General features: G+C 69.3%; 21 protein-coding genes. 7 read left to right on the top strand and 14 right to left on the bottom strand.

Translation table 11 applies throughout. The features are described 5' to 3' along the window. Positions 1-63 precede the first annotated feature (63 nt). From GDI_RS17335 to GDI_RS17310, 6 genes are all read right to left on the bottom strand, one after another. Positions 64-2,124, bottom strand: coding sequence for a putative bifunctional diguanylate cyclase/phosphodiesterase (locus GDI_RS17335; RefSeq protein ID WP_157871079.1), 2,061 nt, complete (start codon positions 2,122-2,124; stop codon positions 64-66). A gap of 39 nt (positions 2,125-2,163) precedes the next feature. After that, positions 2,164-3,165: an IS481-like element ISGdi9 family transposase gene (locus tag GDI_RS17330; RefSeq protein ID WP_012228356.1), complete on the bottom strand. Its 1,002-nt coding sequence runs from the start codon at positions 3,163-3,165 to the stop codon at positions 2,164-2,166. A 15-nt stretch (positions 3,166-3,180) separates the two neighbouring features. Next, positions 3,181-4,038, bottom strand: coding sequence for an MHYT domain-containing protein (locus GDI_RS17325; protein WP_041249578.1), 858 nt, complete (start codon positions 4,036-4,038; stop codon positions 3,181-3,183). 292 nt (positions 4,039-4,330) lie between these two features. Next, positions 4,331-6,847, bottom strand: a complete 2,517-nt coding sequence (locus GDI_RS17320) for a topoisomerase (protein ID WP_012554404.1) — start codon at positions 6,845-6,847, stop codon at positions 4,331-4,333. Positions 6,848-6,851: 4 nt separating this feature from the next. Beyond that, complete coding sequence (locus GDI_RS17315; RefSeq protein WP_012228352.1) at positions 6,852-7,127, bottom strand: hypothetical protein; 276 nt, start codon at positions 7,125-7,127, stop codon at positions 6,852-6,854. Then, positions 7,124-7,408 (bottom strand): hypothetical protein, encoded by a 285-nt coding sequence (locus GDI_RS17310; protein WP_012554403.1) that lies wholly within the window; start codon positions 7,406-7,408, stop codon positions 7,124-7,126. Before GDI_RS17310 ends, GDI_RS17315 begins: the two co-directional genes overlap by 4 nt. A gap of 86 nt (positions 7,409-7,494) precedes the next feature. Here GDI_RS17310 and GDI_RS17305 point away from each other — a divergent pair, with 86 nt between their 5' ends. The 6 genes from GDI_RS17305 to GDI_RS17285 all read left to right on the top strand — a co-directional run bounded on the left by GDI_RS17305 (position 7,495) and on the right by GDI_RS17285 (position 12,519). Next, the gene (locus GDI_RS17305; RefSeq protein ID WP_231854155.1) at positions 7,495-8,223 is read left to right on the top strand and encodes a S24 family peptidase; all 729 of its coding nucleotides are present in this window, start codon (positions 7,495-7,497) and stop codon (positions 8,221-8,223) included. A 91-nt stretch (positions 8,224-8,314) separates the two neighbouring features. Next, complete coding sequence (locus GDI_RS20110) at positions 8,315-8,479, top strand: hypothetical protein (protein ID WP_012228349.1); 165 nt, start codon at positions 8,315-8,317, stop codon at positions 8,477-8,479. A 36-nt stretch (positions 8,480-8,515) separates the two neighbouring features. Beyond that, positions 8,516-8,938: an alternative ribosome rescue aminoacyl-tRNA hydrolase ArfB gene (gene arfB, locus GDI_RS17300; RefSeq protein WP_012228348.1), complete on the top strand. Its 423-nt coding sequence runs from the start codon at positions 8,516-8,518 to the stop codon at positions 8,936-8,938. A gap of 117 nt (positions 8,939-9,055) precedes the next feature. Then, complete coding sequence (locus GDI_RS17295; RefSeq protein WP_012228347.1) at positions 9,056-10,414, top strand: DUF1800 domain-containing protein; 1,359 nt, start codon at positions 9,056-9,058, stop codon at positions 10,412-10,414. A gap of 1 nt (position 10,415) precedes the next feature. After that, complete coding sequence (locus tag GDI_RS17290) at positions 10,416-11,645, top strand: DUF1501 domain-containing protein (protein WP_012228346.1); 1,230 nt, start codon at positions 10,416-10,418, stop codon at positions 11,643-11,645. Positions 11,646-11,859: 214 nt separating this feature from the next. After that, complete coding sequence (locus GDI_RS17285) at positions 11,860-12,519, top strand: HAD family hydrolase (RefSeq protein WP_041249905.1); 660 nt, start codon at positions 11,860-11,862, stop codon at positions 12,517-12,519. 27 nt (positions 12,520-12,546) lie between these two features. On the opposite strand, the gene GDI_RS17280 is transcribed toward GDI_RS17285, so the two are convergent. The 5 genes from GDI_RS17280 to GDI_RS17260 all read right to left on the bottom strand — a co-directional run bounded on the left by GDI_RS17280 (position 12,547) and on the right by GDI_RS17260 (position 15,464). Next, positions 12,547-12,747 carry a hypothetical protein gene (locus GDI_RS17280; RefSeq protein WP_012228344.1) on the bottom strand — a complete coding sequence of 67 codons (201 nt, stop codon included), beginning with the start codon at positions 12,745-12,747 and terminating at the stop codon, positions 12,547-12,549. 25 nt (positions 12,748-12,772) lie between these two features. Continuing rightward, entirely contained in the window at positions 12,773-13,330 is a 558-nt protein-coding gene (locus GDI_RS17275; protein ID WP_012228343.1) for a cytochrome b, read from the bottom strand. A 68-nt stretch (positions 13,331-13,398) separates the two neighbouring features. Next, positions 13,399-14,703: an arsenic transporter gene (locus GDI_RS17270; protein ID WP_012228342.1), complete on the bottom strand. Its 1,305-nt coding sequence runs from the start codon at positions 14,701-14,703 to the stop codon at positions 13,399-13,401. Continuing rightward, positions 14,703-15,068 (bottom strand): arsenate reductase (glutaredoxin), encoded by a 366-nt coding sequence (gene arsC / locus GDI_RS17265; RefSeq protein WP_012228341.1) that lies wholly within the window; start codon positions 15,066-15,068, stop codon positions 14,703-14,705. Before arsC ends, GDI_RS17270 begins: the two co-directional genes overlap by 1 nt. A 3-nt stretch (positions 15,069-15,071) precedes the next feature. After that, complete coding sequence (locus GDI_RS17260; protein WP_012228340.1) at positions 15,072-15,464, bottom strand: ArsR/SmtB family transcription factor; 393 nt, start codon at positions 15,462-15,464, stop codon at positions 15,072-15,074. Between the two features lie 109 nt (positions 15,465-15,573). Here GDI_RS17260 and GDI_RS17255 point away from each other — a divergent pair, with 109 nt between their 5' ends. After that, the gene (locus GDI_RS17255) at positions 15,574-16,110 is read left to right on the top strand and encodes a cupin domain-containing protein (protein WP_012228339.1); all 537 of its coding nucleotides are present in this window, start codon (positions 15,574-15,576) and stop codon (positions 16,108-16,110) included. Positions 16,111-16,122: 12 nt separating this feature from the next. On the opposite strand, the gene GDI_RS17250 is transcribed toward GDI_RS17255, so the two are convergent. From GDI_RS17250 to GDI_RS17240, 3 genes are read right to left on the bottom strand one after another with little or no spacing between them, the layout of a single operon-like run. After that, positions 16,123-16,293 (bottom strand): hypothetical protein, encoded by a 171-nt coding sequence (locus GDI_RS17250; RefSeq protein WP_231854153.1) that lies wholly within the window; start codon positions 16,291-16,293, stop codon positions 16,123-16,125. 32 nt (positions 16,294-16,325) lie between these two features. Beyond that, positions 16,326-17,531 (bottom strand): Dyp-type peroxidase, encoded by a 1,206-nt coding sequence (locus tag GDI_RS17245; protein WP_041249903.1) that lies wholly within the window; start codon positions 17,529-17,531, stop codon positions 16,326-16,328. A gap of 14 nt (positions 17,532-17,545) precedes the next feature. After that, complete coding sequence (locus GDI_RS17240) at positions 17,546-18,703, bottom strand: NHL repeat-containing protein (protein ID WP_012554395.1); 1,158 nt, start codon at positions 18,701-18,703, stop codon at positions 17,546-17,548. Between the last annotated feature and the right edge of the window lie 4 nt (positions 18,704-18,707).

Genomic DNA, 18,707 nt, shown 5'->3' with positions numbered 1-18,707 from the left:
GCCGGCACGCTGTCCTGACGCTAGTCACGTGAAGATACCAGAAAAGCAAAAGACTGGAGAAATTCATGTGATTTTCTCAAATGACAAATCGCTCCAGCCGTCCTCGTCCAGCGGCCGGTACGGCTCGGCGTCGATTTCCATCGGCTTCGGCCGGCCCAGCAGATATCCCTGGGCCTCGATGCAGCCCTCGGCATGCAGGATGTCGAGCTGGACCTGCGTCTCCACGCCCTCGGCCAGGACCGGAATGGTCAGGCTGCGGCCCAGCGCCAGGATCGCGCGCAGGATCGCCTTCGATTCCGGCGACCGCTCGATCTCGGTCATGAAGCTGCGGTCCATCTTGATCTTGTCGAAGGGGAAGGTCCGCAGCGTTTCCAGCGACGAATAGCCCACGCCGAAATCGTCGATCGAAATCGACACCCCCAGCGCCTTGATCCGCTGCAGCGTGCGCAGCGACTGCTGCTTGTCCACGATGATCGCGGTCTCGGTAATCTCCAGTTCCAGCCGCGACGGGGCCAGGCCGGTTTCCTCCAGGATCGCGCGCACCATGTCGGCCAGCCCGTCCTCGCCCAGCTGCACGGCCGACAGGTTGACCGCGATCCGGTAGGGGCGGGACCAGCGGGCGGCCTCGCGGCAGGCCTGGCGCAGCACCCACTCGCCGATCGGCAGGATGGCGCCGCATTCCTCGGCCAGGGGAATGAAATCCATCGGCGCCACCCAGCCGCGTTCCGGGTGGTGCCAGCGCAGCAGCACCTCGAAGCCGGTGATCTCGCCGGTGGCCACGCGTTTCTGCACCTGGAAATGCAGATGGAACTGATGGTGGTCCACCGCCTCCCACAACGCCGCGACCAGGCTGCGGCGGTCGCGCGCCGCCTCGTCCATCTCCGCCTCGTAGAAGCACACATGCTCGCGCAACGCCCCCTTGGCGCGATACATCGCCAGGTCCGCGTCGCCCATCAGCGCCTCGACCGTTTCCGCGTCGCGGGGGTACAGCGATACGCCGATGCTGGCATTGGGCCGCAGTTCGAACCCGTCCACCCCGATGGGCTGCGACAGGCACTCCTCCAGCCGGCCGATGAAGGCGTTCAGTTCGGCCATGTCGTCGAACCGCTTGGCCGCGGCGAATTCGTCGCCGCCCAGCCGGGCGACCAGTTCGTCGTCCTCCAGGACGTCACGGATGCGCGCGGCCAGGGTCACCAGCACCTGGTCGCCCACCGCATGGCCGTGCTGGTCGTTGATCTCCTTGAACTTGTCCAGGTCGATGCCGATCACCGCCACCCGCTGCGTGCCGCTGGCCGCCAGCGTCAGGGCGCGGTCCAGCGCCTCGGTGAACCAGGCGCGGTTGGCCAGCCCGGTCAGCGAATCATGATGCGCCAGATAGGTGATGCGCGCTTCCGCCCTCAGCCGTTCGGTAATGTCCTCGTAGGTCGCCACCCATCCGCCGTCGGCCATGATTCTGTACTGCACCTGCACCGCCATGTCGGGCCGGGGATGCAGGACCGAGGTCCCGCCCCGCCGCCTGCGGACCAGGGCCATCTGGCGCTCGAACGTGCCGTCGACCCGCCGCCGCACGGCCTCGGCCGACAGGCCCCGGCGGGTATAGACCAGCGTCAGCAGCGCCCGGTAGGTCATGCCCGGCTTCGCCGCGCCCTCGGGCAGGCCGAAGATCTCGGCATAGCGCCCGTTGGCCAGGATCAGCCGCGCATCGGCACCGAACAGGCACAGCCCGTGCGACATGTTCTGCAGCGCGATGTCCAGATTGCGCGTCATCTGCGCGATCCGGTCGGCATCGGTCTTGCGCTTGGTGTCGTCGCGCACGCTCACGGCAAAGCCGACCTGGGCCCCGGCCTCGTCCCGGACCGGGTTGATCGTGACCGACGCCCAGAACGGGCTTCCGTCCTTGCGATAGCGCCATCCCTCGCGCGCCACCGTGCCCTCGCGCGCCTCGGCCAGCAGCCGCTGCGGCACGCCGTCGCGCCGCTCGGCCTCGGAATACAGGCGGCCGCCCACCCGCCCCAGCACCTCGCGCGCGGAATATCCCGTCAGCCGCTGCGCGCCGACGTTCCAGGTGGTGACCCGCCCCGCGTCGTCCAGCATGTACACCGCATAATCCCGCGCCTCGTCCACCAGCAGGCGAAAGCCCAGCTCGTTCCGCCAGGCCGCCAGTCAGGCGCGATAGGTGTTTTGTCCCGGGATTTGGTGGTGCGGATTATGTATGAACCGTGATGGTTCTTTTTCCCACTGCTGACAAATGAATTCATATGGAGTGAGGCCGCGCAGGGTCTTGAGCCTGCGGGCGAAATTGTAGGCGGTAACGAAGTCGGCGAGGTGTTGACGCAACTGGTCATGTGTTTCGTAGTAGAAGCGCTTGACGGTGGCGTCCTTGATCGTGCGGTTCATCCTCTCGACCTGGCCATTCGTCCAGGGATGTCGCGGCTTTGTCAGTCGATGCTCGATATCGAGATCAGCACAGGCCAGTTCAAAAGAGTGGCACCGGAACAGGACACCATCCGCCCGCATGGCCTTGATGTCTTCGGGTGTCCATCCATTGCCGGCCGGATCGGTAAAATGCGTGCCGTTATCGGTCAGCACGGTATGGATGCGGTAGGGAACCGCAGCGGCCAGAGCACGCAGGAAGTCACCGGCAACGCGACGTGTCGCTTTCTCGTGCAATTGGACAAAAGCGAATTTCGAGGTCCGGTCGATCGCCACCAGAAGATAAAGGCGCCCCATTTCAGTGCGGACTTCAGCAATGTCGATGTGAAAATAGCCGATCGGATAACTCTTGAACTTCGACCGTTTTGGTTTGTCGCCTTCGGTCTCGGGCAGGCGGCTGATCCCATGGCGCTGAAAACAACGGTGCAGGGAAGATCGCGTCAGATGCGGGATCGTCGCCTGAAGCGCATAAAGGCAATCATCAAGAGGCAGCAGGGTATGGCGACGGAAGGCCACAACGATCGCTTCTTCTTCGGTCGACAGGATGGTTGAGGATGCGACCTTCGGACCGGTGCGTCGATCCGACGTATCGGTCCGCCCCTTCCATTTGGCGACCGTCTTCGGGTTGATCCCGTAGCGTTTCGCCAGAACCCTCAGGCTCTCTTGACTATGTTGTATCGCTCGACGGACTGCCGCTGTCGTCGTGGCGCTTCCGTGGTGAACCTGGCCCATAGCGCATCCTTCCACTCATGTGAAAATAATGCACCACCAAATCCCGGGACCAAACAGATAGGTAATGATCGAGGCCGCCAGCCCGATCGGCAGCAGCGCGCACGCCATCACGCCGATAATCACGACCATCAGCATCGGGGACAGCAGGTGACGCGCCAGGTCCGGCGGGCTCGACGCCGCCACCACGTCCGTATCGGCCATGGCGATGAAATGCAGGCTCATGATCGCCAGCGTCATCAGCCACGCGGGCACCAGGCAGCGGAACGGCGCGCTGCTGCCCCACCGGGCGGTCAGGAACGCCGCGATGGAAAATCCACCGCCGACCAGCAGCGCCAGGGCGGACATCGGCTCGTTCCATGTCAGCCCGTGCATGCGCGCCGCCTGCAGGCCCATCACATGCATGGCCGCCACGCCCAGGATGAACAGGATACCCGCGCCGACGCCCACCAGGATTTCCCGCATGCGAGTCCGCCGCGTCCGGGCCGCCCGATCCGCCCCGGCATCCGCATCGCCATCCGCGTCCCCGCCGGCCAACGCCCCGGCGGCGACGGGCGCCACGCAGCCGGCCAGCAGAACGGCGGCGCCGCTCGCCAGCATGGACACGCCCAGCGACAGCACCACGGGGCGCAGCCGATAGGCCGCCACCACGTCGGACCCAAACGCCAGCATGCCGAGGAAATGCGTCGCCCAGACGCCAAATCCCCCGGCAACGCCCGCCGCCGCCGCCCAGATCACCCGGCCACGTCCCGCCGTGCGCCGCAGCCGGCGCAGCAGCATCATCGCCACATAGCTGCTCGATACACACAGCATCACCGCCGCTGCGACACCGATCACACCATGCTTCAGAATGACCCAGGCCAGGATCCGTGACATAAAAAACAACATCCACACAATAATTCGGCCACGATCGGCGGCATGTCCGTCCGATAGCCGATCTTGCGCCCCACGGACACCCGCCATAACCGGGACGCCGCGTTCCAACCGGTGCAAAGGCGGCACGATCCGGGGCCTCTCCTTCTCCCCCTCATCCTCCTCCTTCCGGCCCGGTGGCTGGGGTGGGACCGGTGGGTCTCATCCCCCCGGTACGGGCCGACTGGCCGCGCCACTTCCCCCGTACCGGCCGCCGCCGCCCCACCGTCCCCACCTTTCCCCACCCCGGATCTCTTCAGGATACGACCCGTTCCACCGCCCACTTCTTCACCCCGCCATGGGCCATCCCGCATTCCGCGATGCGCAGGCCCTCGATCACCCGCCCCCGGCGGGCCAGGAACCAGCGGGCCAACCGACGGGAATTGATCCGGCCGGCCGGGGTGCCGGCAATCCGCACCAGCGCGTCGCGCAGCTCCGGGTGGCGCAGCCCGGTGCGGTAGCCGGCGGCGTCCGTGCTTTCCAGCGCCGACAGCTCCTCGATCTCGCGCACCGTGCGGCCGCAATGCCGGCCGGTGCCGGCGGCCTGGGCCAGCAGGCCCAGGATCTCGCGCAGTTCGCCGCGCTCGGGGTCGTCCTCGCGCGCGGCCTGCATGCTCAGGCACGGATCGGCCCGGCCCAGCCAGACCAGGGCGGCCCGCACCGTGCGGCTCCATCCCTCGAACGACGCCAGCGGCGGCAGGTCCAGCGCCGCCCCGCTGCCCATCCAGGCCCGCAGGATCGTCAGGCAGGCCGCGACATACCCACCCCGGTCGGCCATGATGTCGGCGACCGGATCGCGGGCGAAGCGCCGCAGTTCCGGCTGTTCGATCCCCGCATCCAGGGTCGCGACCAGCGTGCGCCGCGTCATGTCGCCGCGCACGCGCAGCGCGTTGCCGGTGGCGAAGATCACCGCCCGGTTCTCGATCTCGACGCTGGACGACGTCCCCAGCTCGCGCAGCCGCACGATCGGGCGTTCCGTCGCCTGGCACAGCAGGTCGCCGCCCAGTTCCTCGTTCACATTGTCCAGCGACAGGATCGGATACCCCGCCAGCAGCAACCCGGTCAGGCGCTTTTCCATCTCCGCCACGTCCTCGCCCGCGCTGGTCACGGGGCAGACGCGCCCGGTCGCGATCACGCTGGCCAGGTCCACCAGGAAGCTCTTGCCCGACCCGGGCGCGTTGGCGCGGAAGGCGAACAGCGGGCTGACCGGCATCATCCCCCGCACCACGGCGGTCAGGATGCCGGCCAGCGCCACCGACCGGTCGGCCTCGGCCACGAACGGAAATTCCGCCAGCAGCGCCTCCAGCCGCGCCAGAGCCCGCATGGCGGCCTCGCGCGTGGGCTCGGGCAGGCACAGTTCCAGCGTCGGGTCGTCCACATGGTACAGCCGCGTCGCCGGGTCGTATCCCGGCGCCATCAGCACCGACCCGTCGGGGCGCAGCGTGGGGGTGGTGATCACCCCGGCAATGACGGGAAACGGCCATGTACCGGCCCGGCTCAAAATCACCTGCGCCGCCGCCGCCGGCGGGTCGATCGCCTTCCACGCCTGGCTGCGCCGGTCGAAACGGCGCCATTCCACCGCCTGGCACAGCAGGTCGGTCAGGGCATGCACCCCCACCTCGACCAGGCACGCCGCCTGGGTCAGCCGCCCGTCGGCCGCCGCGACCTCGCGCCGGCCGGGCCGGGCCAGGCTGGTGCCGCGCTGGTAGATGGGGGCGTTCGCGGCCATCAGCGCGCGCTCGCCCGCGCTGGCCACCAGGTCGATCTCGCCGCCCCGTACCGCGATGGGCTCCAGCGCCGCGACGCGGCGTTCCATCGGCCGCCCGGCCTCGCCGCCCGCGCGCTTGACGCTGGTGCCGCACAGCACCGGCCCCACCCGCTCGCGCAGCCAGTTCCGCGGCTCGACCACGCACAGGTCGGCGGCGTCCTCGCCCGGCTCCATGTCGCTGACGTCGATGACGCGCACGGTCGCGGCGATGGGCGCCAGAAGGGCGGCGATCTCCGCCGCCGCCTTCTCGCCCGGCGCGTCATGGTCGGGCCAGATGATGACGTGCCGCCCGGCCAGGGGGCCCCAGTCGGCCTTGTCCACATTGCCGGTGCCCGCCGTCCAGGTCACGCAGGCCATGCGCGGGAACAGGCACTGCGCGGCATCCGCCGCCTTCTCGCCCTCGCAGACCAGCACGGTCCGCGCCCGCACCACGCGCTCCAGCCCGTACAGCGACCGGGGCGCCCCCGCGTGGCGCGGATGCCAGCCGGCGCGGGCCTCCCCGCCCTCGCGCAGCATGCCCCAGGTCAGCGGCATGATCCGCTTGCGCTCCTGCGCGGTGGCATCGCGCCGCAGCACATAGCGCACCACCCGCCCCGACACGTCGCGATAGGCATAGACATGGTCCCACCCGCGCAGGTCGGGCATCGGCGCGCCAGCCGGCGGCACCCCGGGCACCCAGTCGGGCAAGGGGTCGGAAACCGGCTCGGCCGCCTCCATCCCGCCGGTCACCCCCAGCATCCGCCCCAGGTCCCGCGCCGCCCGCACCCGGTCGTCGCGCGCATGCAGCGCGGCATACAGGCTGATCGGGTCGCCGCCGCGCGGCCCGCCGGCGAAATCGGCCCACCGCCCGGTGCGCAGGTTGATCGACAGCGACCGCCCCGGCGCGTTGTCCAGCCCGCCGACCACCCATTCGTCGCCGCGCCGCCGCCCCGCCGGCAGCCAGCGCGCCACCAGCACCGGCCACTGCGCCAGCGCCGCGTCATTGATCGCGTCGAAGGGAATCATCGCCTCAACATTCCGCACGACATGTCGGACACAGCCGCAGGAACGGCGAGCGCACGCTGAACCCGGCGCCGCAATTCAGGCACGACCGGTCGATCAGCGGCGGCGGGGCCGGCTTCGGCGCATCCTGCGGCGGCCGGCGGCGACGATAGCTCAGCCGGTCGCGGACGGTCTGCACCCGCATCTCCAGCGCCTGCGCCACCTGCGTCACCCGCATCCCCTCCGCCAGCATGGCGTCCACCCGCGGGTCCAGCCGCTTCCAGTCATATTTCGATGGCCTCATGACCGCCCCCCGATCACCCTGTTGGGCGGACCGGCCCGTCCTTCCGTGGCCCGTCCTTCCGGGGCCCCGCTCTCCCCGGTCCGGGCGGCGCGGATATAGGCCGCCACCCGCGCCCGCGTGGCCCGCCGCACCTCCCGCCCCGCCCGCATTTCATGGACGAAGCGGGGGTCGTTCATCGCCCGCATGCCGAAGGACGTGGCCGACAGGCCGCTCTCCCCCAGGAACGCCTCGATGGCGCGCAGCAGGGGGTCACACCGATAGGAAACAAGATAGGTCCGCATGGATAGGACAATAATAGGAAGATTCCTGCCGATCAAGAGGCAAAAACCTATTGGGAATTCCCTATTCCGCTCGGCATAATAGGGTCATGTCCATTCTGACCCCCTCCCGCTACGCCCTGCTCAGGCTGATCGCCGGGGCCCAGAGCAACCTGAAGGCGGAATCCCTGGCCCTCGGCCGCAATCACGCCTACCTGCAGCAATATATCCACAAGGGTACGCCCCAGAAGCTGCCCGAGGACGTACGCGACGCCCTGGCCCGCCGCTTCGCGGTCAGCCCGAACGTCTTCCGCGACGACATGGACCCGAACTGGGAACCGCTGGACCCCCCACCCTTCCCCCCGCGCCCGAGGAGGCAGAGGCCCCGGCCGTCCGCGCTCGAGCCCGCGCGCCAGGGTCGCCATTCCTTCGCCGGGGAACGCGGCGGCCCCGGCGCCCTGCCCTCGAACATGGCGGTCGAGGACGGGCCCCAGCCGGTCGATCACTGGTTCCTGCCCCGCCGCTTCCTGGGCGCCTTCACCGACAGTCCCGAGGCCCTGGTGGTGCTGCGCGTCGCGGGTGACAGCATGGAACCCGACTACCAGGCCGGCGAGCGCGTGCTGGTCGATACCGCGCACCGCACCCCTTCGCCCCCCGGGGTCTACGTGCTGTGGGACGGGTTCGGTCTGGTGCTGAAACGGCTGGAAATCGTCTACGGGTCCGAAGACCCGGTCAGCGTGCAGATCATGAGCATCAATCCCGGCTATCCGACCTATACCCGCGCGCTGGACGAGGTCCATATCAATGGGCGTGTGGTGGGCAAGTGGGTCTGGAAGTGACCGGCCCGGCCACACGCCGGCCACGATCGTACGCGACGTGACACCGTGCGGGCCCGCGTGGCCCGATAGGAAACCGATAAGGATGCCAACCATGACCACGACGATCCGATCCACCTGCGCGCTGCTGGCGATGCTGGCCCTCGCCGGCTGCTTCTACGACCGCCCGCCCTATCGGGGCTGGCACCGCGGCTATTACGGCGGCCATTACGGATGGTATGACGAGCGCGGCGGCTGGCGCGGCGACTATCACCGCTGAACCGTCGATCCATCCTGAGCACGACCGCACGGAACGATGCCGATCCTGATCCTGCCCACCCTCTCGCTTCCTGAATCGGAACTGGAGGTCAGCTATATCCTGGCCTCCGGTCCGGGCGGGCAGAACGTCAACAAGGTCGCGACGGCGGCGCAACTGCGGTTCGACGCCGCGCGCTCGCCCTCGCTGCCCGACCGCATCCGCGCGCGGCTGCTGGACCTGGCCGGCAGCCGCGCGACGCGCGAGGGCGTGATCGTCATCACCGCCCGCCGCTTCCGCACCCAGCAGCGCAACCGCGAGGACGCGATCGAGCGCCTGGCCGACCTGATCCGCCAAGCCGCCCACCGCCCCGCCTTCCGCGTCGCCACCCGCCCCGGCCGCGCCGCCCGCCAGCGCCGCCTGGACGGCAAGGCCCACCGCGCCGGCATCAAACGGGGCCGCAGCGGCCGCTTCGACGACTGAATGGCTGCCAGGGTCGTGTCGGCACGTCGACACACCGCAATCGTCACGTGACGTCCGGCCGAAAAACCGCTCCCATACCCGCGACATCGACTATCCGCACATCGACGGGGAACGACGATGCAGACACGGGCAATGCAGGCCACGATCCGCTTCGGGCTGGGCCCGCCCACACAGGCCCCCATTTTGTTGGTCCCCGAGGTCTGGTTGCGGGCACAAAACACGGCCGAAAAAAAAACGCGCTTTCCCCCGGACCTGCCCGACAGCGCCGAGGGCCTGCGCCGCCTGCGCGACCAGCGGCGGATGAAACTGCAGGGCGACCCGCTGGTCGGCCCGCTGTTCCAAGCCGACGCCATGGCCCAGATGGCCCAGGCACTGGCCAGCGACCAGCCGTTCCGCGAGCGCCTGGTCTGGTTCTGGGCCAACCATTTCACCGTCAGCCTGCGCCAGGGCGGCACCCGCGCCACCATCGGCCCCTATGTGCGCGAGGCCATCCGCCCCCACGTCACCGGCCGGTTTTCCGACATGCTGCTGGCGGTGATGCGCCACCCGGCCATGCTCATGTATCTGGACAACGCCTCCTCGATCGGCCCCGACAGCCCGGCCGCCCAGGCCGCCCGCCGCCACGGCCAGGCGCGCGGCCTGAACGAGAACCTGGCCCGCGAATGCCTGGAACTGCACACCCTGTCGCCCGCCGCCGGCTACACCCAGCAGGACGTCACCGCCTTCGCCGCCATCCTGACCGGCTGGACGGTGGATTTGCGCGCCGACCCGCCCGGCTTCGCCTTCCGCGCCGCAGCCCACCAGCCGGGTGACAAGCAGGTGATGGGCCGGATCTTCCCCCCGGGCGAGGAAGGCGGCATCCAGGCCCTGCGCTGGCTGGCGGACCACCCCGCAACGCACCGCCACCTGGCCGTGCGGCTGGCGACCCATTTCATCGCCGACACACCCCCGCCCGCCGCCATCCAGGCCATCGCCGCCGCCCTGCGCGACAGCGGCGGCGACCTGGGCGCTGCCGCAGTGGCGGTCGTCGCCCGGCCCGAAGCGTGGCATACCGAATCCTGGCGCACCGGGGCCGGGCACGCCGGCACCAAACTGCGCATGCCGTGGCAATACGCGCTGGCGGCGCTGCGCGCGCTCGACCCACCCCCCACCGACGACCCGCACCGCTCCCCCGCGCGGCTGCTGATGGGCGCGATGGCGCAACTGGGCCAGCCGCTCTGGAACGCCCCGCTGCCCAACGGCTGGTCCGACCGCGCGGCGGACTGGTCGGCCCCGTCCGACATGATCGCCCGCGCCGACTGGGCCTATGGCTTGGCGGGGCGGGACATCGCGGCGGGGGCCGACCCGCTGGATATCGCGCATGCCAGCCTGGGCCCGGTCCTGCGCCCGGCCACGCTGGCGGCGCTGTCGCACGCGGCCTCGCGCCGCGACGCCCTGACGCTGCTGTTCACCGCCCCAGAATTCCAGAGGCTCTGACATGCTGATTCCGCGCCGGACCGCCCTGCTGGGCCTCGCGAGCAGCTGGATGCTGGAATCGTCGTCCCTGGCGCTGGCCCGCCCCGTAATTCCGGCCCGCCGCGACGGGCGGCTGGTCGTCGTCATCCTGCGCGGGGCGCTGGACGGCATGGCGGCCGTCGTCCCGTACGGCGACGCCGCCCTGGCGGCCTGGCGCGCGCGCCTGCTGCCGCCCGAGCCCGGACGGCCGGGCGGCCTGCTGGACCTGGGCGGCTTCTACGGCCTGCATCCGGCCCTGGCGACGCTGCACGCGCTCTATGCCCAGGGCGCGCTGCTGCCGATCCACGCCGTGGCCGGCCATTACCGCAGCCGGTCGCATTTCGAAGCCCAGGACTACATGGAAAGCGGCGCCGACACCCGGCTGACCAGCGGATGGCTGAACCGGGCGGTGGGCGCGATGGCCCCCGCCCCGCACGGCCCCGACGGCGCCGGCCTGTCGGTCGGCCTGTCCGCCCCGCTGCTGCTGCGCGGGCCGGCCCCGATCGGCAGCTACAACCCGCACGGGGGCGCCGGCCCCGACCCCGACCTGCTGGCCCGGATCGCGGCGCTGAACGCCCCCGACCCGCTGCTGGGGCCGGCCCTGCGCGCCGGCCTGCGGGCGGACGCCTATTCGGCCCATGAACTGAAAACTCGTGGAATGGAGATGAATACCGGCCCATCTCCCGCCCCGGCGGCCCCCCGCCGCCCGGATGCGTTCGTTACCCTGTGCCGCACCGCCGGCACCCTGCTGCCCGCCCCGGACGGCCCCCGCGTCGCGGCGCTGGAGCTCGGGGGATGGGACACCCATGCCGCGCAGGTCGGGCGGCTGGCCGGCCCGCTGGCGCGGCTGGACGCCGGGCTGGGCGCGCTGCGCGACGGGCTGGGCACGGCCTGGCCCCGCAGCGTCGTGCTGGTGATGACGGAATTCGGCCGCACGGTGCGCGTCAACGGCACCGGCGGCACCGACCATGGTACCGCCACGGTGGCCCTGCTGGCCGGCGGCGCCGTCGCGGGCGGGCGCGTCGCCGGCACCTGGCCCGGCCTGGCCGCCGGGCAATTGTTCGAAAACCGCGACCTCGCCCCCACCACCGACCTGCGCGCGGTGGCCAAGGGCGTGCTGCGCGACCATCTGGGCCTGCCCTCCTCGACCCTGCCCCGCATCTTCCCCGACAGCGCCGATGTCCCGCCCCTGCCGGGACTGGTCCGGACCTGATCATCTGAAATTAGGGCGATGTTCCCTTCATAGCGACAAATTAGCCACAATTCAAGACTTGAAATGACCACCCCCACAAAATATCTTTTGATCAATAAAATATATTATGAATTCGCCTCCAAATGCCTTTGATTATAGGAGAGTAGCATTGACTCCCGAGACCCTTACAGCCCCGCATTCTACCCGCACCCCCTGCTCGGACGGAAAGATCAGCCTGGTTATATTTGACTGTGACGGCGTACTTATTGATGGCGAGCGCCAGTCGACCAGCCTGATGGCGCAGGAGGCCCGGCGCTACGGCTGGAACCTGTCCGACAGCCAGGCCCACCGCATTTTCACCGGCGGCGAACTGACCAAGATCGGCGAACTGATCGGCCAGAAGACCGGCCGCGAGATCCCTGCCGACTGGGATATGATGATGCAGAACCGCATCGTCGACATGATGAAAACCGAAGCCGAAACCGTGGACGGCGCCGAAGCCATGCTGGAATCCGTCATCCAGCTCGGCCTGCCCATCCGCGTGGGCTCCAACTCGTCGGGCGCCGAAATGGACGCCAAGTTCCAGAACACCGGCCTGGACGAAGTGCTGGAAAAGGAACGTATCCATTCCGGCCGTGACCTGGACATGCCCAAGCCGCGCCCGGACATCTACCTGCACGCCGCGCAGGCCGAAGGCGTGGCGCCCGAGGAATGCATCGTGCTGGAAGATTCCGATGCCGGCGTCGAAGCCGCGCGCCGGGCGGGAATGGCCTGCGTCCTGCTGCGGCCGCTCGACAAGCCGGCGCCGGAATGGCCGGGCCTGTTCCGCATCGCCCACCTGTCGGAATTTCCCCCGTTGCTGGAAACCCTGATGGACCAGCGGCAGGCGGCCTGATCCCCACCCGATGGCGGGGACGGTTACCTAGTACCCGCCGCCGTCATACCCATAGCTGCCCTTGGTATTGACGCCGACATCGCCATAGCCGTCGCCACGGAACTGCCGCGTGCCTCTATCGCCGTAATCGGGTCCGCACGCCGCCAGAAGCAGCAGCCCGGCCAGCGGCAGCACCCGCAGCGCGCGGACCGCAACCGCGCGCGTCCGGTCGGTTCCGTTTTCGTCCATATCCCCGTCTATCCTTTTCCGATCTTCAGCACATGCGGCGCATGACGTCGTCTCGCAAGACCCGCGCGTGATACACGGCCGCCGCCGCGTGGCCGGCCGCCAAGATGATGATCCCCCAGGCCAGCCAGTCGTGCAGCGTGCCGAACAGACGGTGCGACGCCTGCGAAAACGCGCCGAAGGGGGACGCGATCGGCACGCCGAACGCCACCACCGGCCTGCCGGTGGACCAGCGGGCCAGATAGCCCAGCGCGATTTCCGCCCCCACGGCCACGTACAGCACGCCATGCACCGCGTGCGCCGCCCGGTCGGCCGTCCCCCGCGCGGCAAAGCGGATCGCCCGCCCGCCCGTGACCCGCCACGCGATCCGGGTCACGAACAGCGCCGCCAGCAACACCCCCAGCGACAGATGGAACGAAACCAGCGTGCCATGCAGCGACCGGGGCACCCGGTGCATCAGCTCGCCCAGCACGAACTGCGCCAGGATCAGCACCGCGCATCCCCAGTGCAGCCACCGTGTCTCGACACTGTAGCGCACGGGCGCGGCGTTCAGTCCCCCCGGATCGATCGCACCCATGCCGTCCATGCCCGCCCCCTTCGCAAACCCATCCCATGCCGATACGGCGCGGAGGGGGCGGGACGCAAGGCCCGCATTCACAGCACGGGCAGCCACACCGCCAGCGCCAGCAGCGCGGCCAGCAGGACCGGCGGGGTGATCGCCAGGCCGACGCGCATATACTGCCCCCAGCCGATGCGCAGCCCCTTTCCGGCCAGCACATGCAGCCATAACAGGGTCGCCAGGCTGCCGATCGGGGTGAATTTCGGCCCCAGGTCGCAGCCGACGATATTGGCGTAGACCATCAGTTCGCGCGTCTGCGGCGCGATGTCCTGCGCCTGCTGGATCGCCAGCGCACCGACCAGCACGCTGGGCATGTTGTTCAGTCCCGACGACAGCAGCGCGGCCAGGACCCCGGTCCCGAGGGTGGCGACGATCGTGCCCCGGTGCCCCAGCCACACCAGCGCGTCCGCCACATGGGCCGTCAGGCCGGCATTCCGCAGCCCATAGACCACCAGATACATGCCCAGGCTGAACAGCACGATCTGCCACGGCGCCCCCCACAGCACCGCGCGCACCGGAATGACCCGACCGCCCGCCGCCAGGGCCAGCAGCACCAGCGCCGCCAGCCCAGCCACCACGCAGACCGGGATATGAAACGGCGCGGTGACGAAGTAGGCGACCAGCAGCGCCGCCAGCAGCGGAAACGCGGCCCGGAACACCATCGGATCGCGAATGGCGCCCGCCGGTTCCGGCAGGGTCGCGACGGCATAGTGTCGCGGTATGTCCCGGCGAAAATACAGCCACAGCACGCCGAACGTCGCGGCCAGCGACACCATGTCCACCGGCACCATGACGGCGGCATAGCGGTCGAACGGCACGGCGAAGAAGCCGGCGCTGACGATGTTGACCAGATTGGAAATCACCAGCGGCAGGCTGGTCGTGTCCGCGACGAAGCCGGTCGCGATCACGAAGGCCAGCGATGCCGCGTGCGACAGCCGCAGCGACGCCAGGATGGCGATGACGATGGGCGTCAGCAGCAGCGCCGCCCCGTCATTGGCGAAGATCGCGGCCGTCGCCGCCCCCAGCCCCACGACCAGCGGGAACAGCACCCGCCCCCGCCCGCCGCCCCAGCGCGCGATATGAAGCGCCGCCCACTGGAAGAACCCGGCCCGGTCCAGCAGCAGCGAGATGACGATCAGCGCGATGAAGGTGAAGGTCGCATTCCAGACGATATGCCAGACCACCGGAATGTCCCGCGCGTGGATGACGCCCGCCGCCCACGCCACCCCCGCCCCGCCCAGCGCGCTCCACCCGATGCCCAGCCCCCTCGGCTGCCCGGGAAGCCGGGGCTGCCAGATGACGAGGATCAGCGTGACCAGAAAGATCGCAAGCGCCAGCATCACGCGCCCTGGCGCGGCGGCAGGATGTCCAGGACGCGCTCGGCCGGGCGGCACAGCCTGACCCCCAGCGGCGTCACGACGATCGGCCGGTTGATCAGGATCGGATGCGCCATTATGGCGTCGAGCAGCCGGTCGTCGCTCAGCCCCGCGTCATCCAGCCCCAGTTCGTCATGGGGCGTTCCCCGGCGGCGCAGCACGTCGCGCACCGGCACCCCCATGCGCGCGATCAGCCCGGCCAGTTCGTCACGCGATGGCGGCGTCTTCAGATATTCGATGATGGTGGGCGCGATGCCCGCATCGCGGATCAGGCCCAGCACGGTCCGCGACGTGCCGCAGGCCGGGTTATGGTAGATGGTTACGCACATGGATCAGGTCTCCGAAGCCGGACGGCAGGCGGCCAGGTCGGCCAGCAGCGGCGCACACACATCCGGCGCCCCGCCGCAGCAATCCCTGACCAGGAAGAGGACCAGGCCCCGCAGCACCGAAAGGTCGGCCCGGTAGATGATGGACCGGCTGCGCCGTGTCGCGCGGACCAGGCCGGATCGCGCCAGGATCGCCAGATGCGTCGACAGCGTGTTCTGCGGCACCCCCAGCCGATGGGCGATTCCGCCGGCCGGCAGCCCCTCGGGCTCGTGGCGCACCAGCAGCCGGAACGCGGCCAGGCGGCTGGGCTGCGCCAGGGCCGCCAGAACGTCCAGCGCGCCCGCGACCTCCCGATCCGACGGGTCCACCGGGTCCTGGCAGGGTGATCCAATTTCCATATATCGACGTAAGACGATATATGGAAATTGGTCAAGGCGCATGACCGAATTGTGATACGGAGCCCGGGCCGTATCGGGCATCATGCCGCCGCGAAGGAGAAAGCACGGCATGACAGCACGATACAGCATTTCCGCGCGACTGGCCCGGGCGGCCGTTCCCCTGGTTGCCGCCTGCCTGGCGGCGGCCCCGATGGTCGCGCCGCGAACGGCGGCGGCCCAGACGGCGGCCCAGACGGCGGCCCAGACGGCGGCTCGGGCGGCGCCGGCTCCGACGGTGGCCACCGGCCATCGGGACATCCTGCTGCAGGCCGACCGGGCCTGGAACGGCACGCCCTATGACCACTATCCCGCCGGCACGCCGCAACTGACGATCATCCGCCTGACCATAAAACCGCACACCGCCCTGCCGTGGCACACCCACCCGGTGCCGAACGCCGGATACGTGCTGGAAGGGCAATTGACCATCACCGACCGCGAAACCGGCAAGTCCCGGACCTTCCATACCGGCGAATGCTTCGCCGAAACGGTCAACGACGTCCATCACGGCGTGTCCGGCGATACGCGGACCGTGCTGCTGATCACCTATGCCGGCGTGCCCGGCACGCCGACCTCGGTCCCGGTCAAGGGCGAGAAGCCGGAATATTAAGAGCGTCCCTGTTCAATACGCCCCGCCCAGCCCGATCGCCGGCCTGTTGGCGACACCGGGCGCGGGCGGGTCGAACTGATGGAACGCGTCGCGACCTCGCGCCGCCGGCGGAGGCGAGGGGTGCGACGCACAGCCGGCCAGCACTGCGATCAGGACAAGGCAGACAAGGCAGGATCGTCGCATCGCCGCGTACTCCGAGCCGGCCGGCGCCATTGCTACGCGTCCAGCAGCGCCGCGCCGATACAGGTTCCGGGCTTGCGGCCCGGGCAGGCGAACAGGCCGCTTCCGATATGAGTCGTGAACTGGTTCATCATATCGAACTTCGCCATGCGATCGAAGATTTTCGTGAATCCGGTACGCGGGTCCTGCTGGTAGCACAGGAACAGAAGTCCTGCGTCGAGCTCGTTCCCCTGATGCCAGGGCGGCCAGCGCTCGGCGGTGAAGCTCAGCCCGTTATCGTAGGAATAGGCCCGGCGCAGGATCTGCGCGCCGCCATTCTCCGAAGGCGCCGCCAGGCGCGCATGGGCATTCTCGGCAATCACAGGGTTGCCGTCATGGTCCTGGGCCTTCAGGTCCAGCGGGTCCGATTCGCGATGACCGCCGATCGGGGCGCCGCTTTCCTTCATGCGGCCCATCGTTTCCTCCTGGAATCCCACCTTCATGCGGTCCCAGTGTTCCAGCGCGATGCGGATGATGCGGGCCACCTGGTAGCTGCCGCCCTGCATCCATGCGACGTCGTCCGGCGCGGCCCAGACGAAGCGGTCCGTGGCCCGGGGACTGGTCGTATCGGGATTCATCGTCCCGTCCTTGAACCCCATCAGGTTGCGCGGCGTCGTGTGCCTGCCGAAGTCGGGCAGAAAACCCGCCTGGGCCCAGCGGGGCTCGGCCATGCCATAGGCCAGGCGCGCCAGAACCCGCGCCGCATGCAGGGCGGTCTGCGGGTCGTTGGCGCAGCTCTGGATGGACAGGTCGCCCCCGGTCCGCGCGGGCACAAGCTGGTCGCCCGTGAAACGCGGCAGGTCGGCCAGCGCCGCAGGCCGGCGGGATGCCAGGCCGAACCGGTCCCTGCCATCCTGCGTGAACAGGCCGGGGCCGAAGCCGAATGTCAGGGTCAGGCCCTTCGGGGACAGGCCCTCGGCCTCGCCGGAATCGACGAAGTCGGGAATGGCGTGGCCCGCCATCATGGCGTCCGCCGCCTGCGTCCAGCGGCGCATCAGGGCGGCGACGTCCGCACGCTTTTCGGCGGTGATGTCGAACGTCATGAAATAGATGCTCGATTGCTGCGGCGTGGTAATGCCCGGCTGGTGCAGGACGGGCGCCGAAACCGGACGAACCGCCCGGGCCGGGCCGGCCACGGCATTCAGGCCAGCCACGCCAAGCGCGCCCTCCAGGAAAGCGCGGCGGCTGAAATACGGGTTCATGTCGTCCCGCCCCCTCATGGCCTGCTAAGATTCAGCGTATTCATGTCGTCCTCGACATAATAGAAGCTCTTGCCGTCGGGGGTCATTGCCAGGCCGAACAGGTCGCCGTTGCCCGGGGGCTGCTGGGCCTGGTCGCTGTCGATCCACTGGGCGTAGATCTGCTTCTTCGCCACCGGATCGATCTCCACGACCTGGCCGTTGCGCCCGTTGGACACCAGCAGATGGTGGCCCGGCACCCACATCATGGCCAGGGGCCAGTTCAGCAGTCCGCCCTTGGTGATGACGCGGCCTACCGCGTCGTCGGTGCGGGTGACGGGGTCGGTGCGGGTCACGGCGTTGTCGATGGCCGTGACCTCGTCGTCATACCCATCGGTGACATAGAGCGTGCCGTCCGTATCCAGCGCCAGCCCCGTCGGGCCGAACAGGAAATTGTCGCGATCCGCCCGGGCGGAAAAGCCGCTGGCGACGACGGTCTGTTTGTCCAGGACCGGTGCCTGGCCCTGCGGGATGCGCAGATCCAGCCGCAGGACCGTGGCCTTGTGCAGGATCGGCGGATAATGCGTGGCAGGGTCCAGGACGTTCGGCCCGGGCAGGTCGTAGCCCGACATCGAGATGAACAGCGTGGCCGTGTCGCCGCGATCGATGGCGGCGATATCGCCCCAGGGCGCGTTGATCAGCGGGCCCTTCCAGGTCGCGGCCAGATGACCGTTCGCATCCAGCACCGCCAGGCAGCCGTCGCCCTTGGTCAGGGTGGACCCGTCCTTGCTGGGCGCGCTGCCGACGATCACCCAACCCGATTTCAGCACCGTCAGCGCGGTGGTCAGCCCCACGCCGCCGGGGCAGGCGGCCAGATGCGGCGGCAGGCTGGCGAACTGCGTCACGTTGCCCGTGGCGGGGGAGTAGACGACGATGGTCGACCCGGTCCCCTGAAGGTTGCTGATGTTGTTGAAATTGGTGACCAGCACATCATCCTTGTGCAGCACCCCCATGTCCTGCGGCACCACGACGACCGCGTAGGGATTCAGATCGCCATTACCGGGGCTGGTCGAGGCCAGCATCGTGTGGCGATGAAGGGATTCCAGGAACCCCTTCGGCCCGGCATGGGCCGCGGCCGGCGCCAGCGCGGCAAGGAACGCCGCGCCCATGAGAAAGCGTGTGATGAATGGCTGCATGATC

The sequence above is a fragment of the Gluconacetobacter diazotrophicus PA1 5 genome, from assembly GCF_000067045.1.
Classification (GTDB): Bacteria; Pseudomonadota; Alphaproteobacteria; order Acetobacterales; family Acetobacteraceae; genus Gluconacetobacter; species Gluconacetobacter diazotrophicus.
Note: the sequence above shows the minus strand (reverse complement) of the source record. Positions and strands in the feature narration are given on the sequence as shown.